This is a genomic window from Kitasatospora sp. NPDC088160 (genome assembly GCF_044741445.1).
In the GTDB taxonomy this organism is placed as follows: domain Bacteria; phylum Actinomycetota; class Actinomycetes; order Streptomycetales; family Streptomycetaceae; genus Kitasatospora.
Genome location: NZ_JBIUSS010000016.1, coordinates 45,898 through 60,997, shown reverse-complemented (window position 1 = coordinate 60,997; position 15,100 = coordinate 45,898). Strand labels below are relative to the sequence as shown.

The 15,100-nt window shown below is 74.3% G+C and carries 19 protein-coding genes; 15 read left to right on the top strand and 4 right to left on the bottom strand.

What is annotated here, in order from left to right; genetic code table 11:
• Positions 1-23 precede the first annotated feature (23 nt).
• The 12 genes from ACIOGZ_RS24665 (at position 24) to ACIOGZ_RS24610 (ending at position 8,897) form a co-directional block, all read left to right on the top strand.
• Entirely contained in the window at positions 24-398 is a 375-nt protein-coding gene (locus ACIOGZ_RS24665) for an ectoine synthase (protein WP_331744348.1), read from the top strand.
• A gap of 12 nt (positions 399-410) precedes the next feature.
• Positions 411-1,550 carry an acyl-CoA dehydrogenase family protein gene (locus tag ACIOGZ_RS24660; RefSeq protein WP_363583403.1) on the top strand — a complete coding sequence of 380 codons (1,140 nt, stop codon included), beginning with the start codon at positions 411-413 and terminating at the stop codon, positions 1,548-1,550.
• Positions 1,551-1,556: 6 nt separating this feature from the next.
• Positions 1,557-2,231, top strand: coding sequence for an N-(5'-phosphoribosyl)anthranilate isomerase (locus ACIOGZ_RS24655; RefSeq protein ID WP_400987294.1), 675 nt, complete (start codon positions 1,557-1,559; stop codon positions 2,229-2,231).
• Positions 2,232-3,035: an indole-3-glycerol-phosphate synthase gene (locus ACIOGZ_RS24650; protein ID WP_400987292.1), complete on the top strand. Its 804-nt coding sequence runs from the start codon at positions 2,232-2,234 to the stop codon at positions 3,033-3,035.
• A 4-nt stretch (positions 3,036-3,039) separates the two neighbouring features.
• Positions 3,040-3,255, top strand: coding sequence for an MbtH family NRPS accessory protein (locus tag ACIOGZ_RS24645; RefSeq protein ID WP_363629998.1), 216 nt, complete (start codon positions 3,040-3,042; stop codon positions 3,253-3,255).
• A complete protein-coding gene (locus ACIOGZ_RS24640; protein WP_400987290.1) occupies positions 3,252-4,430 on the top strand; it encodes a Glu/Leu/Phe/Val dehydrogenase dimerization domain-containing protein in 1,179 nt (392 codons plus the stop codon). The genes ACIOGZ_RS24645 and ACIOGZ_RS24640 overlap by 4 nt, the downstream gene beginning before the upstream one ends.
• A gap of 117 nt (positions 4,431-4,547) precedes the next feature.
• Positions 4,548-4,997, top strand: coding sequence for a TIGR03618 family F420-dependent PPOX class oxidoreductase (locus ACIOGZ_RS24635; RefSeq protein ID WP_363629994.1), 450 nt, complete (start codon positions 4,548-4,550; stop codon positions 4,995-4,997).
• A 220-nt stretch (positions 4,998-5,217) separates the two neighbouring features.
• Positions 5,218-6,066, top strand: coding sequence for a class I SAM-dependent methyltransferase (locus ACIOGZ_RS24630; protein WP_363629992.1), 849 nt, complete (start codon positions 5,218-5,220; stop codon positions 6,064-6,066).
• Between the two features lie 449 nt (positions 6,067-6,515).
• The gene (locus ACIOGZ_RS24625; RefSeq protein WP_400987288.1) at positions 6,516-7,856 is read left to right on the top strand and encodes a hypothetical protein; all 1,341 of its coding nucleotides are present in this window, start codon (positions 6,516-6,518) and stop codon (positions 7,854-7,856) included.
• 109 nt (positions 7,857-7,965) lie between these two features.
• A complete protein-coding gene (locus ACIOGZ_RS24620; protein ID WP_400808386.1) occupies positions 7,966-8,496 on the top strand; it encodes a GNAT family N-acetyltransferase in 531 nt (176 codons plus the stop codon).
• 2 nt (positions 8,497-8,498) lie between these two features.
• Entirely contained in the window at positions 8,499-8,657 is a 159-nt protein-coding gene (locus tag ACIOGZ_RS24615) for a hypothetical protein (RefSeq protein ID WP_363583385.1), read from the top strand.
• A 66-nt stretch (positions 8,658-8,723) separates the two neighbouring features.
• Entirely contained in the window at positions 8,724-8,897 is a 174-nt protein-coding gene (locus ACIOGZ_RS24610) for a hypothetical protein (protein WP_400987286.1), read from the top strand.
• Here the strand turns inward: ACIOGZ_RS24610 and ACIOGZ_RS24605 are convergent.
• Positions 8,872-9,384, bottom strand: coding sequence for a GNAT family N-acetyltransferase (locus ACIOGZ_RS24605; RefSeq protein WP_363629986.1), 513 nt, complete (start codon positions 9,382-9,384; stop codon positions 8,872-8,874). The genes ACIOGZ_RS24610 and ACIOGZ_RS24605 overlap by 26 nt on opposite strands.
• Positions 9,385-9,633: 249 nt before the next feature.
• Here ACIOGZ_RS24605 and ACIOGZ_RS24600 point away from each other — a divergent pair, with 249 nt between their 5' ends.
• The 3 genes from ACIOGZ_RS24600 to ACIOGZ_RS24590 all read left to right on the top strand — a co-directional run bounded on the left by ACIOGZ_RS24600 (position 9,634) and on the right by ACIOGZ_RS24590 (position 11,405).
• The gene (locus ACIOGZ_RS24600; protein WP_079136622.1) at positions 9,634-9,966 is read left to right on the top strand and encodes a PadR family transcriptional regulator; all 333 of its coding nucleotides are present in this window, start codon (positions 9,634-9,636) and stop codon (positions 9,964-9,966) included.
• Complete coding sequence (locus ACIOGZ_RS24595) at positions 9,963-10,928, top strand: hypothetical protein (RefSeq protein ID WP_400987284.1); 966 nt, start codon at positions 9,963-9,965, stop codon at positions 10,926-10,928. Before ACIOGZ_RS24600 ends, ACIOGZ_RS24595 begins: the two co-directional genes overlap by 4 nt.
• 294 nt (positions 10,929-11,222) lie before the next feature.
• Positions 11,223-11,405 (top strand): hypothetical protein, encoded by a 183-nt coding sequence (locus ACIOGZ_RS24590; RefSeq protein WP_363629982.1) that lies wholly within the window; start codon positions 11,223-11,225, stop codon positions 11,403-11,405.
• Between the two features lie 85 nt (positions 11,406-11,490).
• Here ACIOGZ_RS24590 and ACIOGZ_RS24585 read toward each other — a convergent pair whose 3' ends face one another.
• Genes ACIOGZ_RS24585 through ACIOGZ_RS24575 form a run of 3 tightly spaced genes read right to left on the bottom strand, consistent with a single transcriptional unit; the run spans position 11,491 to position 15,010 of the window.
• A complete protein-coding gene (locus tag ACIOGZ_RS24585) occupies positions 11,491-12,402 on the bottom strand; it encodes an NAD-dependent epimerase/dehydratase family protein (RefSeq protein ID WP_400987282.1) in 912 nt (303 codons plus the stop codon).
• Positions 12,402-13,541, bottom strand: a complete 1,140-nt coding sequence (locus tag ACIOGZ_RS24580; RefSeq protein ID WP_400987280.1) for a cytochrome P450 — start codon at positions 13,539-13,541, stop codon at positions 12,402-12,404. Before ACIOGZ_RS24580 ends, ACIOGZ_RS24585 begins: the two co-directional genes overlap by 1 nt.
• Positions 13,538-15,010: a class I adenylate-forming enzyme family protein gene (locus ACIOGZ_RS24575; RefSeq protein WP_363629978.1), complete on the bottom strand. Its 1,473-nt coding sequence runs from the start codon at positions 15,008-15,010 to the stop codon at positions 13,538-13,540. Before ACIOGZ_RS24575 ends, ACIOGZ_RS24580 begins: the two co-directional genes overlap by 4 nt.
• Between the last annotated feature and the right edge of the window lie 90 nt (positions 15,011-15,100).

The window sequence follows — 15,100 nt, the reverse complement described above, 5'->3', positions numbered from 1 at the left end:
CAAACCGCTAGGAGGCACACCCGATGATCGTCCGACGCCTTGACGAGGTGACCACCGTGGACTGGGGCAACGGGCTCAGCCGCAGGTTCCTTCTCGAATCCGACGGCCTGGGCTACACGATGACGGACACCACCGTCCGCGCCGGCACCAAGTCGAGGCTGGAGTACCGCCGTCATCTGGAGGCCTGCTACTGCATCGAGGGAACGGGGCAGGTCGTGAACGCCGACGGCACGTCCCACCCGATCGAGCCGGGCACGCTGTACGCGCTCGACCTGCACGACGCCCACTTCCTGATCGCGGACCAGGACGCGGACCTCCGCCTGGTGTGCGTGTTCTCGCCCGCGTTGCGCGGCGACGAACGCCACAACCTGGACTCGACCGATTTCTCCGAGTACTAACAGGACTGACAGATGATCAGCTGGAACGCCGACCAGATCGCTCTGGGCGAGGGCATCGCCCAGTGGTGCGAGGAACTCAGCTCGGGCCATCTCGAAGGGGACGCGGAAGGCGCCTTCCCGTGGGACAAGTGGAAGCTGATCCAGCGGTCCGGAATCCTCGGCCTGCCGTTCGACGAGCAGTGGGGCGGGCTGGGCCAGGACCTACTCACCACCATGCACGTGCTCGAACAACTCGGCACCGGGTGCCGTGACGGCGGACTGAACTTCTCGGTCGCCACCCACCTGGTCAGCGTCGGAGTCCCGCTGCAACGGTTCGGCTCGCCGGAGCTCAAGGCGCGCCACCTGCCGGGGATCTGCTCGGGAGAGACGATCGGGGCGCACGCGATCAGCGAGACCGAGAGCGGCTCCGACGCGCTGGCGATGAGGACCACGGCCACCCGCGAGGGCGACGGCTTCGTGCTGCGGGGCGGCAAGGCCTTCATCACCAACGGCCCGGTGGCCGACGTGTTCGTGGTCTACGCGCGCACCCACCCGAAGGCCGGCCCGCTCAGCATCACCGCCTTCGTCGTGGAGCGGGACACCCCGGGGCTCGTCGTCGGGCCGCCCGTCGCCACCATGGGGCTGCGGACGGCGCCGCTGGGCGAACTGCACTTCGACGACTGCCGGATCCCCGCATCCGCCGTGATCGGCCGGGTCGGATCAGGGTTCCTGGTCCTGGACCACGTGATGAAGTGGGAGATCCTCTGCTCCTTCGTCATCAACACCGGGCAGATGCGCTACCGGCTCGACCGCTGCGTCGAGTACGCCAAGGAGCGCGTCCAGTTCGGCAGTCCGATCGGCTCGTACCAGTCGATCTCCCACAAGCTCGTGGACATGAGCATCGGCTTGGACACCGCGCGGAAGTGGCTCTACGACACGGCCGTCCGGCTGACGGAGGGCGAGAACGTCACGAGGGACATCGCCGTCAGCAAGGTCCTCGCCAGCGAGAGCAACCTCTCCTCCGCGCTGGCCGCCGTGCAGATCTTCGGTGGCAGCGGGTACCTGGCCGAGTACGGACTGGAGAAGGACGTGCGCGACGCGGTCGCCGGCCCGATCTACTCGGGCACGTCGGAGATCCAACGCAACCGCATCGCCGCCATGTTGGGGTTGTGACACCTGATGCTGGTCAAGATCTGCGGAGCCGCCTCGGCCGAGGACGTGGCATCGCTCGACAGCGCCGGAGCCGACTTCGTCGGCCTGTGGCACGGCGTCCCAGGCGGCCGTGCCGACCTGACGCTCAGTCAACTCGCCTCCCTCGCCGACGCCGTACACCGAACGGCGCGCATGCATCCGGTCCTCGTGACCTTCCTCAACGAGGCCGAGACGCTGCGCGCGGCGACGGCCGCGGCCCGGGTCCGGTGGGTCCAACTGCACGGCTACCAGCCGCCGGGCCTGGTCCGCGCCCTGAAGGGCACCACGGACCTCACCGTGGTCAAGGTGCTGCACCTCGGCGCGGACACCCGCGCGGAGCGGTCCCTGATCGCGGCGTACGAGCGGGCCGGAACGGACCTCTTCCTGCTGGACGCGGTCGCCGGAGACGGCCGGATCGGCAGCACCGGGCAACCGGCGGACTGCGGGGCCGTCATCGAGATCGCGGACCGCCTCTCGCGGCCCTTCCTGCTGGCCGGCGGCATCTCGGCCGACAACCGGGAGGACTACCGGGCGGTGCTGGACCACCCCCTGTTCCTGGGCATCGACGTGGACACGGCGGCCAGGGACGGCGACGGACGACTGAGCGCCGACCGGGTCACGGCCGTACGGCGCGGCTGGCGTGATCCGAAAGCGAGGGCCTAGATGACGGCCGCGTTCATCGAGGCGCTGCTGGACGCCCGCCGACCGGTGATCATGGAGCTCAAGCGGCAGGACGCCGCCGGGCACGACCTGTTCGGTGACAGGTCGGCCGCCCGGCTGGTCGCCGACTACCAGGACGTCGGCGCACCCTGCCTGTCCGTGGTGACCGGCCAGTGGTTCGGCGGCACCCCGGAGCTGCTGCACGAGGTCGTGGCGGCGACGGACCTGCCCGTGCTGCAGAAGGACTTCATCACCCGCCGGAGCCAACTGCACCAGGCCCGCGAGAGCGGCGCGTCCGCGGTCCTGCTCACCGCCGCGCTGCTGCCGCGCACCACCCTGGGCCATCTGGTCGAGCTCGGCCTGAGCCTGGGCCTGACGCCGTTCGTCGAGGTCACCACCGAGGAGGAGATCGGCCGCGTGCCGCGCGCCGAGGAGTGCGTGGTCGCGGTGAACAACAAGGACATCGCCACCCGCGAACGCGGCGCGGGCGACCTCGGGCGAAGCTCGTCGCTCCTGCCCGCGGTGCTGGGCAGCGGCACCCGGTGCCCGGTGAGTGCCGGGGCCATCCGCTGCCCCGATGACGCCGCCCGCCTGCTCGGTGAGGGCTTCGCCGGTGTACTCATCGGAACGGGCCTCCTGCGCGCCGCCAGCCTTCCGCAATGGCTGGACGGCCTCGACACCCACCTCGGCTCCCGTCTTGGCACCCACCTCGGCTCCCGTCTTGGCACCCGTCTCGACACCGGCCGTGAACCGGCTCCACCCGTCCGCCGCCCGGCGGACCCCCCGACCACCGACATCTGGAGGTAACGGCATGACCAGCGAAGCATCCGAGCAGTGGAAGGTCGTCGTCAACGACGAGGAGCAGTACTCGATCTGGTCCGCCGACCGCGAGTCGCCGGCGGGCTGGCGCGAGGTCGGCGTCCGGGGCGCGAAGGACGAATGCCTCGCGCACATCGAACACGTGTGGACCGACATGCGCCCCCGCAGCCTGCGCCTGCGGTCCGTCCCGGAGGGCGGTGCGCAGTGAACCGGACGCTCGCACCGCACGGCGCGCGCCCGGTGGCCGAGCCCCTGCTCTCCACCACCCTGAACCTCCCGGGGTGCCAGGCCCGGGGCTGGGTCGTCGTCGACTCCATGGTCGACGGCCTGGCCCTGGGCGGCACCAGGATGACCCGGACGGTGACCGAACAGGAGCTGACCGGGCTCGCCAGGGCGATGACCCACAAGCTGGCACTGGTCGGCCTGCCCATCGGTGGCGCCAAGGCCGGCATCGCACCCGATCCGGGCGCCACCGTCGAACGGCGGGCGGTGATGCGGGGGTTCGGCCGCGCCGCGGCCCCGCTGCTGCACGGCGGGGTGTACCTGGGGTGCGACCAGGGCACCACCTACGCCGACCGGCAGGTCGCCTTCGAGGCCGCCGGGTACGACGTCACCCGCCGCCCCGGCACCACCCGTCTCACCGTCGACTGGGCCGAACTGTGGGACCACATGGCCGACATCACCGGGTTCGGCGTGGCCGTCGCGGTGCTCGGGGCCCTACGGGCCTCCGGTGCGCGGACCCCGCAGCGCATCGCGATCCAGGGCTTCGGCACCGTCGGGCGCGCGGTGGCCGGCCACCTGGCCGCCCACGGCCACTCGGTGGTGGCCGTGGCCGACGTCCGGGGCACCATCGAGGACCAGCGCGGACTGCCCGTCGCTGAACTCGCCGCGCTCACCAGCAGCGACGGCACGATCGACCGGAGCCGCCTGCCCACCCGGGTCACCGTCCACGGGCCCGGCCAGACGTGGCTGCACGTCGACGCCGATGTGCTGGTGCTGGCGGCATCCGCCTCCGCGGTCGACGAGGAGGCGGTGCCGGCGGTCCGGGCCGGCCTGGTGGTCGAGGGCGGAAACCTGAGCTGCACCCCGCCCGCCCGCCGGTTGCTGCGCGAGGCCGGCCACACCGTCCTGCCGGACGTGGTCGTCAACGTCGGCGGAGCGGCGGCAACCGGGTGCGTGCTCGCCGGGCTGGCCCCGTCCGACCTGCCGCTCCCGCAGCTGTCCGAGTGGCTGCGCGAATGGGTCTCCAGCAGGATCGCCAGGAACTGCGAGCTGGTGCAGGAGCTGAGCGCCTCGGGCAGCGCCGATCCGGTCGCGCAGCTCCTCGGTTCGCGCGGAGCCCCGGCGGGCGCCTCCGAACCGGAGGTGCCGGCCGAGCGGTGACCCGGCGGGAGGTGTCGGCCGAACGGTGACCGGCGGGAGGACGCGCCCTCGCGGCCTCACTCGAACGTGGCTTCACTCGAAGCGAACCGCCCCCTTCGTGGTTGCTAGCCTCCCCGGATGACCGCGACATTCGACGAAGCCGTCCGCGCCCGGCTGCGGGCACCCAACATCTGGTACGTCGGCACCGTGTTCGCCGACGGAGCACCGCAGGTCAGCCCGATGTGGGTGGATCTGGAGGGCGAGGGGGAGCTGACGTTCAACACCTCGGTGGGGCGGGTGAAGGAGGAGAACCTCCGTCGCGACCCGCGCGTCTACCTCTCGCACGCGGACGCCACCGACCCCTTCGACCGCGTGCAGATCAGTGGCGTGGTGGCCCGCTTCGTCGAGGGCGAGGAGGCGCGTGACCGGATGGACCGGCTGGCCCGCAAGTACCTGGGCGTCGAACGCTTCGAGTGGACCATGCCCGGTGAGCAGCGGGTCGCGGTGATCGTGCGCCCGCTCAAGGTGCGGCACATCGTCGGGGTGGAGCGCTTCCGTCCCGGCGGGCCCGTCCCTGCCCCTGAGTAGTGCTCCTGCCGGGCGTCGTCATCGAGACCCGGCGACGGGTCGCCGTTCCGGAGGCCGGTGCGGAGGCCGGTGCGGAGGCCGGTGCGGAGGCCGGTGCAGCGACTCGTCAGCGACCGAAGCGACTCAAGGTCGGCGGTCAGTGCGCGCATGCGCGACCGGCCGCGCGTGAACCCGGCTCCCCTCATCAGGCCCCTCGGGATCGATCATCTAGGCTGGCGCGGTGACTGATGAGCAGGAGCGGGTGCAGCCGTCGGGAGTGTGGGCCACGGCGGTGGGGGTGGCCAGGGTGCGGGCGCTGGAGACCGCGCGGGTGGACGCGTTGTTCCGCGACCCACTGGCACAGGCCTTCGCCACCGCCGGCGGCCTGTGGCCCTCCTCGCCGCCACCCGCTGACGAGTCCGCGCGCCGCCGCCGACTGGCCGTGTCGTTCTCCATCGTCATCAGGACGAAGTTCCTCGACGACCTGTTGCGGCAGGCCTCCGCGTCCGGGGTCCGGCAGGTCGTGCTGCTCGGCGCCGGCATGGACAGCCGCGCCTTCCGGATGGACTGGCCCGAGGGCACCCGGCTGTTCGAGGTCGACACCGCCGCGCCACTGGACTTCAAGGCCTCGGTACTGCGCCAGGAGCGGGCCGTCGCACGCTGCGAGCGGATCACCGTCGCGGCGGATCTGCGGGAGGACTGGCCGGCCGCGCTGGCCGCCGCAGGGCACGACCCGGCCGCGCCGACCGTGTGGATCGCCGAAGGACTGCTGATCTATCTGCCCGAGGACGCGGTGGAGCTGCTGCTGGCCCGGATCAGCGCGCAGTCGGCGGCAGGCAGTCGGATGGGGCTGACGTTGGGCTCGCGCGGCGTGATCGAGCGCTTCGGCGCGGACGCGGTGCCCGGCTCGGCGGCGTCCATGTGGGTCTCGGAGATGCCCGACGACCCGGTGCGCTGGCTGGCCGGGCACGGCTGGGAGGCCGACAGCCACACCCTGCGCGAGCGCGCCGCCGCCTACGGCCGCCCGGTCAGCACCCCGGCGCAGCGCGAGGAGCAGCCCGGCGGACTGGTCTCGGCGGTCCGCCGGTAGGGCGCCTCCCGGTTCCCCGGTTCCCCGGTTCTCCGGTTCTCCGGTTCTGCGGTTCTGCGGTTCCCCGGATCATCGGTTCCAGGGGAGCCTGATCCGCCCAACAGCCGCCCGGACGCTGCCACTTCACGTGAACGAATCCAGGCCGCCGGCGGGGACGTCCCGCTGGAGGTCGCGGATGTGCGGGACCGTGGCCGCCACGTCCAGCGCGTTCCGGCAAAGGGTTCGTCAACGGTCATTCCCGAACTCCCGGATCCCGCAGGTGGCATGCCCACCGGGTCCGGCCGGACCGGCATTCGCCGTGGTCGGGAGGTGGAGGGGAGTTGGCGAAATCGTGTCCATGACCGGTCCGGCCCCGTTGACCGCCGGTACGGCCGGGCGGTTGGCTCGGCCCGAGCCGGCCGGCGGGGGCGGGAGGCGGTACGGCCCGAGGCAAGGGGAGGACGGTTCAGGTGGAACGGACGAACGCGAGGACCCGCGGCCGGTGGGCGGTACGGGCCGGCAGCGTGCTGGCAGCCGCACTCCTGGCCGCCACCACGGCCCAGGTCCAGGCCCAGGCCCAGGCCCAGGCCGCGCCGCTCCCGGAGGGCACCGTCACGGTGAACGTCGCCCCCGACGGCACCCCGGCCGACGACTGGTCGGAGCCGCTCGGCCTGAGCGCCGACGGCCGCTACGCCCTCTTCACCTCGCTGGCCGCCAACCTGGTGCCCGGCGACACCAACCGTCTGTACGACGTGTTCGTCCGCGACCTGTGGACCGGGCACACCGAGCGGGTGAGCGTGGCCGACGACGGCGGCCAGCTCGACGGCTCCACCAACCAGGCGGCGATCAGCGCCGACGGCCGGTACGTGGCCTTCAGCACGAACGCCGCCGACGTCGTCCCGGGGCAGCACGGCGGCGGCCGGTTCGACGTCTACGTCCGCGACCGCTGGACCGGCCGCACCGAACCGCTCACCGCGGGCACCGGCGCCGGCAACTCGCTCGACCCGGCGATCAGCGCCGACGGCCGGTACGTCGCGTACACCTCGGACCGCTCCGACCTCACCCCCGGCACCCAGCCCGGCGTCCAGAACATCCACCTGACGGACCGTCGGACCGGCACCACCCGCCTGGTCAGCACCGGCCGCGACGGCGCCGCCGCCGACGGCGGCTCGGTCGAGCCCTCACTCAGCGCCGACGGCCAGACCGTCGCCTTCCGCTCCAAGGCGACCAACCTGCTGCCGACCGCGCCCACGACGGCCACAACGGCCACGGCCACGGCCACGGCCGCCACCAAGCCCCCGCCCGCGCGGCAGCTCTTCCCGCTCTACACCTACGACGCGCGCACCGGCCGGATCCAGGGCGCCAGCATCGACGCCGCCGGCACCCTGCGCGACGCCGCCAAGGCCGGACGCCTCAGCCCCGACGGCCGCTACGCCCTCTTCCGCGTCTTCGAGCGCGAGCAGGACGTCGTCCAAGTCCGCCTCTACGCCCGCGACCTGCGCACGGGCACGGTGACCACGGTCTCCGCCGTCGACTCCCAGCCCGCCGTCATGACCGCCGACGACCGCTGGGTCTACTTCGCCTCCGACTCCGCCGCCCTCGTCCCCGGCGACACCAACGGCGTCGCGGACGTCTTCCGCCGCGACCTGTGGACCGGCCGGACCGAACGCGTCAGCACGGCGGCCGACGGCAGCCAGCGCCCCGGCGCCTCCACCGCCCCCAGCGTGGACGCCCTCGGCACGACGGTCCTGTTCAGCACCCTGAACGGAACCGGCGCGGAGCTCCTGGCCCGCCGCCTGCCGCCACTCTGACTCCGGTCGAACTCCCCTCTCCGGCACTCCCGATGACGGCGACGGTGCAACGCGCCGGAGAGGGTCCAATTCGGTTGAGCGGCCGACACGGCCCTGATAACAATGTGACATGATACAAGGACTCAAGATCGCCCTCCGCGCACGCCACGAGAGCGACGTAGCCGTTCTGCAGACCGAACTGTACGACGACGTCGCCGTCCGATCCCGGGCCGACTCCCGCCCCTGGCGGCCCATCTCGCCGGGCGCGGCAGAGTCCCCCTACGCGCTGACCCCGCCCTCGGAGGAAGCGGCCTGCTTCTCCGTACTGGAGCTGGCCTCGGGGGAGTTGGCCGGGGAGGCCGTGCTCTGGGGCATCGACACCCACAACCGCACCGCCCACCTCGGGATCGCCCTGCGCCCGGGCCTGCGCGGCCGGGGCCTGGGCACGGATGTGGTCAGGGTGCTCTGCCAGTACGGCTTCGCGGTACGCGGTTTGCACCGGCTGCAACTGGAGACCCTCGCCGACAACACTCCGATGATCGCGGCCGCCCGCAGGGCCGGCTTCACCCTGGAGGGAACGCTCCGCCGCTCCGCCTGGGTGTGCGGCGAGTTCGCGGACGAGGCCGTCCTCGGGCTCCTCGCCGAAGAGTGGAGGCCGTGACCATGCCTACCAACACGGAGATCATCGGCCTGGCCCTGGACCGGATCACGGCCGGGTACGTCTTCCCCCAGCGAGTCGTGGGTGTCGTGCCGGACCTCGCCACCACCTCGGGGCAGGCGCTTGCGGCGGCGCACAAGGACGCACTGCACCGCGCGGCATAGCCGCCTCAGCGCCTTCGGTGATGCCCGGAGCCTTGCAGGGACCGGGACGTCGGGGCCGCTTGCGGGGTGGCCGATCCGGTCGGCGACGGGTGGGGCGTCGTCGGCCGGGGCGAGGCTCCGGGTGACGACGTTGACGTCGACCGCGGTGATGATCACACGGAACGGGATGCCGCCGCCGTCGCTGATCAGGTGGTCCTTGTGGATCCGACGTTCGTCATCCTGAAGGCCGCGAAAGGGTGAACTGCTCCATCTCGGTCCCGTAGTAGCGGTCAGTCAGTCCGCGCCCGGCCATCCCCAACCGGCGGCAGACCGCCATCGAAGGATCGTTGCCCGGCCGAACGACCGCGTGGACCTCCGCCAGCCCGCTCGCGAACCCGGCCGCCACCAGAGCCTGGGCCGCCTCAGTGGCGAAACCGCTCCCCCAGCTGTCGGGATGGAAGTGCCACCCCACCTCCACCGCGCCGTCCCCGTCCGGAATCGGCGCCAGCAGCACCGTGCCTACCAGCACTGCCGTGTCCCGCCGCTCCACGGCCCAGCACCCGAACGGCGGGTTCACCGACCGTTCCCGGAAGCGCCCGATCAGCGCCTCCGCGGCCCCCTCGTCCGCCAGCACCTTCGGCTCCGCGCCCAGCCACCGGGCGACCTCCCAGCGGGAGTAGATGTCCAGCGCACGGTCGCGGTCGGCGGGCCGCCACTGGCGCAGGGTCAGGCGTTCGGTCTCGTACACGGGATCTCCGGGGTGAGGGTGGGCATGCCTGCGGGCGATCCTCCTCCTCGTGGACCACAGCAGCCACGGGATTTCCGTCGCGTGGAGTGCCGACCCCCTTGCTCGGCGAACGTCACCGCCACCCGCCGTCGACGACGCCGTCACCACCGGCTCCAGCAGCTCCTGGTGAGCCCGGGTCCGTTTCACAGGGGCCTTGCCAGACACTACGGTCACCGTACTATGGTGGGGAACGTGAAGAACAAACGCTCCATGCAGGAGCCGACCTTCCTGCTCCTCACCGCGCTGGCCGACCGGCCCCGGCACGGCTACGCGCTCGGCGACGAGGTCGCCGCGATCTCCGAAGGCCGGGTACGGCTCGGCGCCGGCAGCCTGTACGGCACCCTCGACCGACTCCTGGCCGAGGGGCTGATCCGCGTCGAGCGCGAGGAGACGGTGGACGGGCGCCCCCGGCGCGTGTTCGCCCTCACCCCGGACGGTGAACAGTCGCTCAGGAACGAGGCCGAACGCCTCCGCTCCGCACTGCGCGAGGCCGACCGGCGCCTGACGCAGACCTGGACCCGTCCCGCAGGAGGCACGGCATGACCTCGAAGCACCCCTTGAACACGCGCCTGCTGCAACGGGCCCTCCGGCTGTACCCGGCTTCCTACGGCGCCGGTGCACTCGCGGAGGTCGCCGACCTCGCCCAGCACCGGATCGCCCGCTCCGGCTCCGCGGCGGGGCTGCGCGAGGTGGCCGACGTCGCCGGGCACGGGGCCCGGCTCCGGCTGGGGATGGTCTCCCACCGGCCGCCGGGCCGGGCGTTCGCCACCGCGGCGCCGCTCGCCGCGATGCTGGCCGGAACGTACGCGGCGACCTACCTGTGGCGGAACCTGCGGCTCGCCATCAGCCCCGAGTCCCCCGGCTTCCCCGCCGGAGTCCCGGTGGGAGGCGCGCTCCTGGCGGCGATGTCGCTGCTCGTCCCCGCTGTGCTGACGGCCTGCGCGGTCGTGGCCGGCCGCTGGTCGGCCGCACGGGCCCTGGCCCTGATGTCGCTGGTACTGGCACCGCTGTTCTACGCCATGTGCCGCTTCGGGCTGCTCGACCTCGACTTCCGCACCGCGGCCGAACTCGGCCTCGGCCCCCGGGGGTTCGGGCTGATCATGCTCAACACCCTCGTCCTGCTGGTCGCCCCGCCGGACCGGACCCGCAGGACCGGTGCCGGGCTCTGGCTGGTCGCCGCCACGGTCACGGCCCTGGGCATCGGCGCCACGATCACCGGCGAGTCCGCCGAGCGGATCCTCACCTCCGGCTTCGGCACATGGGCCCCGCTCGCCACCGGTGCCGCCCTGGCCTTCACCGCCCGGACGGCCGGGAACGCGGCCCTGGCCGCGACCGTCCTGGCGGCGCCGCCCGTACTCACCCCCGTACTCCTCGGCGGCCACGCGTCGGTCGCGGCGATGCTGCCTCAGCTCCTCATCCCGTCCGCCTTCGGCTACCTGACGGCCCGAAGCGCGATCCTCCTCATCGACCGTCTCCCCCGACGGGGCCGTGTCTCCCGCCCCTGACCGGCTCCGCGCCAGGACGCCCTGGCCCTCTCCCCCGGTGAGTCCGGCCGGCCGGAGCTCGGCGAAGGCCGACGCGCCGAGGTGCTGCAACAAGGTCGGTAGGTCCGGACATCGGTCTGTCGGAACAGCCGTTGTGCTCACGGCTTCGACAGCACCGATGTCGAGGCGCCCTTGCTGGAACTGACGGCCTACCGAGAAACCACCACCCGACTCCATCCGCGACCGGGGCGACCGGACGTGGCGGCGAGCTCCGTGGGCGGTCCGCTGCTGTGGCCGTCGCGGGAGAAGGGACCCGTGCTGAGAACCACGAGCGAGCTCGTCATGTTCGACGCCGCCTACTTCGGCACCGAGGTCGGGACGCTCGCGGACAGCACCGTTCTCGATCTCGGCACCGGCCGCCACCGGGTGGACTCGGCGAGCATCGAGCCCGACCACCTCACGTGCTTCCGCGTCCACCGATTCGTCGAGCTGACCTGACCAGTCGTTGGCGCGGAGAGGGTCTGCGAGGTACGGCTCGGCGGGTCGGATGGACACGGTCGCGGCAACCGGGCCCGGCCGGGTGTCAGGGGTGGTAGTCGGTGAGGGTGTGGGTGGGGGTCCAGCCCTGGGCGCGGGCGCGGGTGAGGTCGAGGACCACGCTGCGGGTGAGGAGGTCGACGGTGTAGGGGGTGAGTCCGGGGATGCGGGTGGTGCGGGCGGCGAGGCGGGCGAGGGGTGCGGGGAGGTGGGCGATGCGGGCGGGGACGCGGTGGGCGGTGAGGACGTGGCGCAGGGCGTCGTCGCGGCGGTAGGGGGTGGCGTCGGCGATGTTGTAGGCGCCGGGCGGCCAGGGCGGGGTGCCGGTGAGGCCGAGGGCGGACAGGCAGGCGTCGGTGAGGTTGGCGACGGCGGTGAGGCTGAGCGGGATGTCGCGGCCGGGCAGCGGGAGCAGGCCGTGCCGGGCGCGGGCGAGCAGTTGGGGGACGAGGTGGGGGTCGCCGGGGCCGTAGACGGCGCGGGGGCGCAGGACGACGGCGCCGACCGCGAGGGCGAGGCGTTCGGCGGCGGCCTTGGTGCGGCCGTAGGCGTTGAGGTGGCCGGCGGCGGTGGGGTGGTCCTCGGTGACGGCGGCGGCGGGGGCGGCGGGGGCGGTGCGGGCGGTGGTGCGCGGGTCGTAGACGCTGGCGCTGCTCACGTGGACGAGGGTGCGGTCGCCGGCCGCGCGCAGGACGCGTTCGGTGCCGGTGACGTTGACGGCGTGCTGGTGGGCTTCGGCGGGATCGCCCGGGGGCAGGTCGGCGACGGCGGCGGCGCAGTGGACGACGAGGTCGGCGCCGGTGAAGTCGGGCTCGCCCTCGTCTGCGTCCCAGGGGCGGTGGCGGCCGACCGGGCCGGGGCGGCGGCCGTGGCAGGAGACTTCGAGGCCCAGGGCGGCGGCGGTGCGGGCGAGGTGGGCGCCGCAGAAGCCGGTGGCGCCGGTGATGGCGAGGTGCATCAGGATCTTCCCCGTCGGACGGTGAGTTCGGCGTAGCCGGGCAGGGCGCTGCGGCGGTCGACCCGGGCGCGGGTGACGACCGGGTGGTGGGGGGCGAGCGCCAGGAGGAGGTCGGCGAGCAGGGCGCGGGCCAGTCCGGCTCCGGGGCAGGCGTGCGGGCCGGCGCCGAAGACGGCCTGGGTGGCGGCGGGATCGTCGGCCGGGCCGCGGCGGTGGGCCCGGGCGGCGTGCCGGGCGACCAGGACCAGCCGGTCACCGGCCCGTACGGGGTGCCCGGCGAGGGTGGTGTCGGCGGCGGCGACCCGGGGCAGCAGCGGGGACGGGGCGGTCAGGCGCAGGAGTTCGGCGGCGAGGCGGGGTGCGGTCGTCTCGCTCACGGTCGGCCAGAGCCCGGCGTCGGAGCACCAGGCGACGGCCCGGGGCAGTGCGGCGACGGTGGTGTTCACGGCGGCGACGGCCACCATGGCGTCACGCGCGTCGGGCGCGTCGGGCGCATCGGGCAGCAGGGCGGCGAGCCGGGCCGCGGCGGCGACCGTGGCGGCGACCGCGTCCGGGCCGCGGCGGCGGGGGCCGGGGAGGTGGTCGCGGGCCGCGTGGGCGGCGGCTTCGGCCGCGGCGTGGGCGAGGCGGTGCGGGCAGGACTGCGCGCCGGTCAGGGCGGCGGCCGTGACACCGGCCAACTCGCGCGCCAGTGAGACGAGTTCGAGCTCGCCGGCGGCAAGGTCCGGGATCCGCGTCGCGAGCACGGCCTGCCAGTGCGGGCGGATCCGTTGCTGTGCGGCGGTGTCGAGGCCGCCGGCCAGGGCGCGGCGGGCGCTTCGGTGTTCGGCGCCGTCCTGGTCGAACAGCAGTCCGCCGACGGTGAGTTCGGCCGCTGCGCCGCCGGTGGTGCCGGGTGCGGTGCGGTCCAGCGGGACCCGGGTGAGCGCTTCGCGGTAGGCCTCGGTGCCGTGCACCAGCACGGTGCGGCCGAGCCGGACCACCGGGCGGCGGCGGGTGGCGGCGAGCAGGGCGAAGAGCAGGGGGTGGCTGCGCAGGTAGACGCGGCGGTCCCGGCGGCGGGCCCGGCGGGCGGCGGCGGGTGGGGGCGGCGGCGGGGGCACCGATGCGGGCGTCGGTGCGGGCACGGGGTCGGTCACCGGTCCAGCTCCCGTGCGCAGTGCGCGGCGGCCGCCGCCCGGTCGGGCTTGCGGGAGCGGCCCGCGAGCGGGACCTCGCCGAACAGGACGGCGTCCGGCCGGGCCGCTGCCATCCGGTCGAGCGGTCGGCGCAGGGCCTCGCGCAGGCGCCGCGGGTCGGTGCCCGGCGCCGGCTGGACGAGGGCGACCAGCCGCTCGTCGCCGTCCCCGGCCGGAACGCCGACCAGGACGGCGAGTTCGACGCCCGGCAGGTGCAGCGCCGGTTCGTACAGGCCGGGGTAGATGTTCTCGGCGCGGCGCAGCACCATGTCCTTGAGGCGGCCGGCGAGGACGATCCGTCCGTCGGGGGTGAGCGCGGCGCGGTCGCCGGTGCGCACCCAGGGGTCGGGGTCCTCGCCGAGGTAGCGGTGGCGGGCGCCCGGGCCGGTGAGCAGCAGTTCACCGCCGGTGGCGATCCGGGCGCGGACGCCGGGCAGGGGGGCTCCGACCAGGTCGCCGTCCCCGTCGTGGGCGCTCTTGTCCGCCTCCTCGACGGCGGCGGCCGGGAACAGTTCGGTGAGCGCGTAGACGCTCCAGGCCTGGTGGGCGCCGGACTGCTTGACCCGGCGCAACAGGGCGGCGTCGGCCGGGGCCGAGCCCGTCCAGACCCGGCCGGTGAAGCGGGCCCCGGCGGCGAGGGCGGCGCGCAGTTGCGGTGGGGTGAGGTAGGTGTGGGCGGGGTCGAGGCGGGCGAGTTGACGGCCGAGCGCGGCGGGGCGGCGGGCGGGCAGCACCACGGCGGCGCCCGCGGCGAGGGCCGGGACGAGGACGAAGAACGTCCCGCCGAGGACGACCGTCCCGGGGCGCGGGTCGACCAGGTCGGCGACGGTGCGCAGCCCGGCGGCCAGCCCGTCCCGGGTGTGGACGACGGCGCGCGGGCGCGCGGTGGTGCCGGAGGTGAAGACGATCACCGCGTCCGTTTCCGGGCCGCCGTCAGGTCGGGCGGGCGGGGTCGCGCCGGCAGGGCGCAGGTGCGGCGCGCAGCCGGGCAGGCGGCGGCCCAGGGTGGCGACCGGCCCGAGTGCGGTGAGACGGGGCAGGGCGAGGTCGGCGCGGCGGGCGAGCGGCCCGGCCCAGCCGGCCACGGCCTGGGCGGCGGCGTCGGCGAGGACGAGATCGGGGCTGGCCAGGGTGAGCCGGGCGGCGAGCACGTCGGGCCCGGCGGTCGGGTCGAGGACGGCGATGCGCAGGCCCAGCCGGTGCGCGGCGAGCATGACGGCCAGTGCGCGCGGCCCGGGCCGGACGGCGACGCCGACGGTGTCGCCGGGGCCGAGGCCGTGGGCGTGCAGCGCGGCGGCGTAGCCGTCGGCCAGGTCGGCGAGTTCGCCGCGGCGGATCACCGGGCGGACGGTGCCCAGGCGGGTGTGGCGCAGGACGGCGGGCCGGTCGGGGTGGTCGGTGCGCAGGGCGTGGGTGAGCCGGTCGAGCATGGCGGGGTCCTTCGGCGGGCTGCGGAGTGGCGGGCTGCGGGCTGCGGGCTGCGGGCTGCGGAGCGGAGCGGGTCCGGTCGGGAAAGGGCC

Coding starts and splice junctions, on each gene's coding strand:
- ACIOGZ_RS24665 (WP_331744348.1), top strand. CDS start 24: ATGATCGTCCGACGCCTTGACGAGGTGACCACCGTGGACTGGGGCAAC.
- ACIOGZ_RS24660 (WP_363583403.1), top strand. CDS start 411: ATGATCAGCTGGAACGCCGACCAGATCGCTCTGGGCGAGGGCATCGCC.
- ACIOGZ_RS24655 (WP_400987294.1), top strand. CDS start 1,557: ATGCTGGTCAAGATCTGCGGAGCCGCCTCGGCCGAGGACGTGGCATCG.
- ACIOGZ_RS24650 (WP_400987292.1), top strand. CDS start 2,232: ATGACGGCCGCGTTCATCGAGGCGCTGCTGGACGCCCGCCGACCGGTG.
- ACIOGZ_RS24645 (WP_363629998.1), top strand. CDS start 3,040: ATGACCAGCGAAGCATCCGAGCAGTGGAAGGTCGTCGTCAACGACGAG.
- ACIOGZ_RS24635 (WP_363629994.1), top strand. CDS start 4,548: ATGACCGCGACATTCGACGAAGCCGTCCGCGCCCGGCTGCGGGCACCC.
- ACIOGZ_RS24620 (WP_400808386.1), top strand. CDS start 7,966: ATGATACAAGGACTCAAGATCGCCCTCCGCGCACGCCACGAGAGCGAC.
- ACIOGZ_RS24615 (WP_363583385.1), top strand. CDS start 8,499: ATGCCTACCAACACGGAGATCATCGGCCTGGCCCTGGACCGGATCACG.
- ACIOGZ_RS24600 (WP_079136622.1), top strand. CDS start 9,634: ATGCAGGAGCCGACCTTCCTGCTCCTCACCGCGCTGGCCGACCGGCCC.
- ACIOGZ_RS24595 (WP_400987284.1), top strand. CDS start 9,963: ATGACCTCGAAGCACCCCTTGAACACGCGCCTGCTGCAACGGGCCCTC.
- ACIOGZ_RS24585 (WP_400987282.1), bottom strand. CDS start 12,402: ATGCACCTCGCCATCACCGGCGCCACCGGCTTCTGCGGCGCCCACCTC.
- ACIOGZ_RS24575 (WP_363629978.1), bottom strand. CDS start 15,010: ATGCTCGACCGGCTCACCCACGCCCTGCGCACCGACCACCCCGACCGG.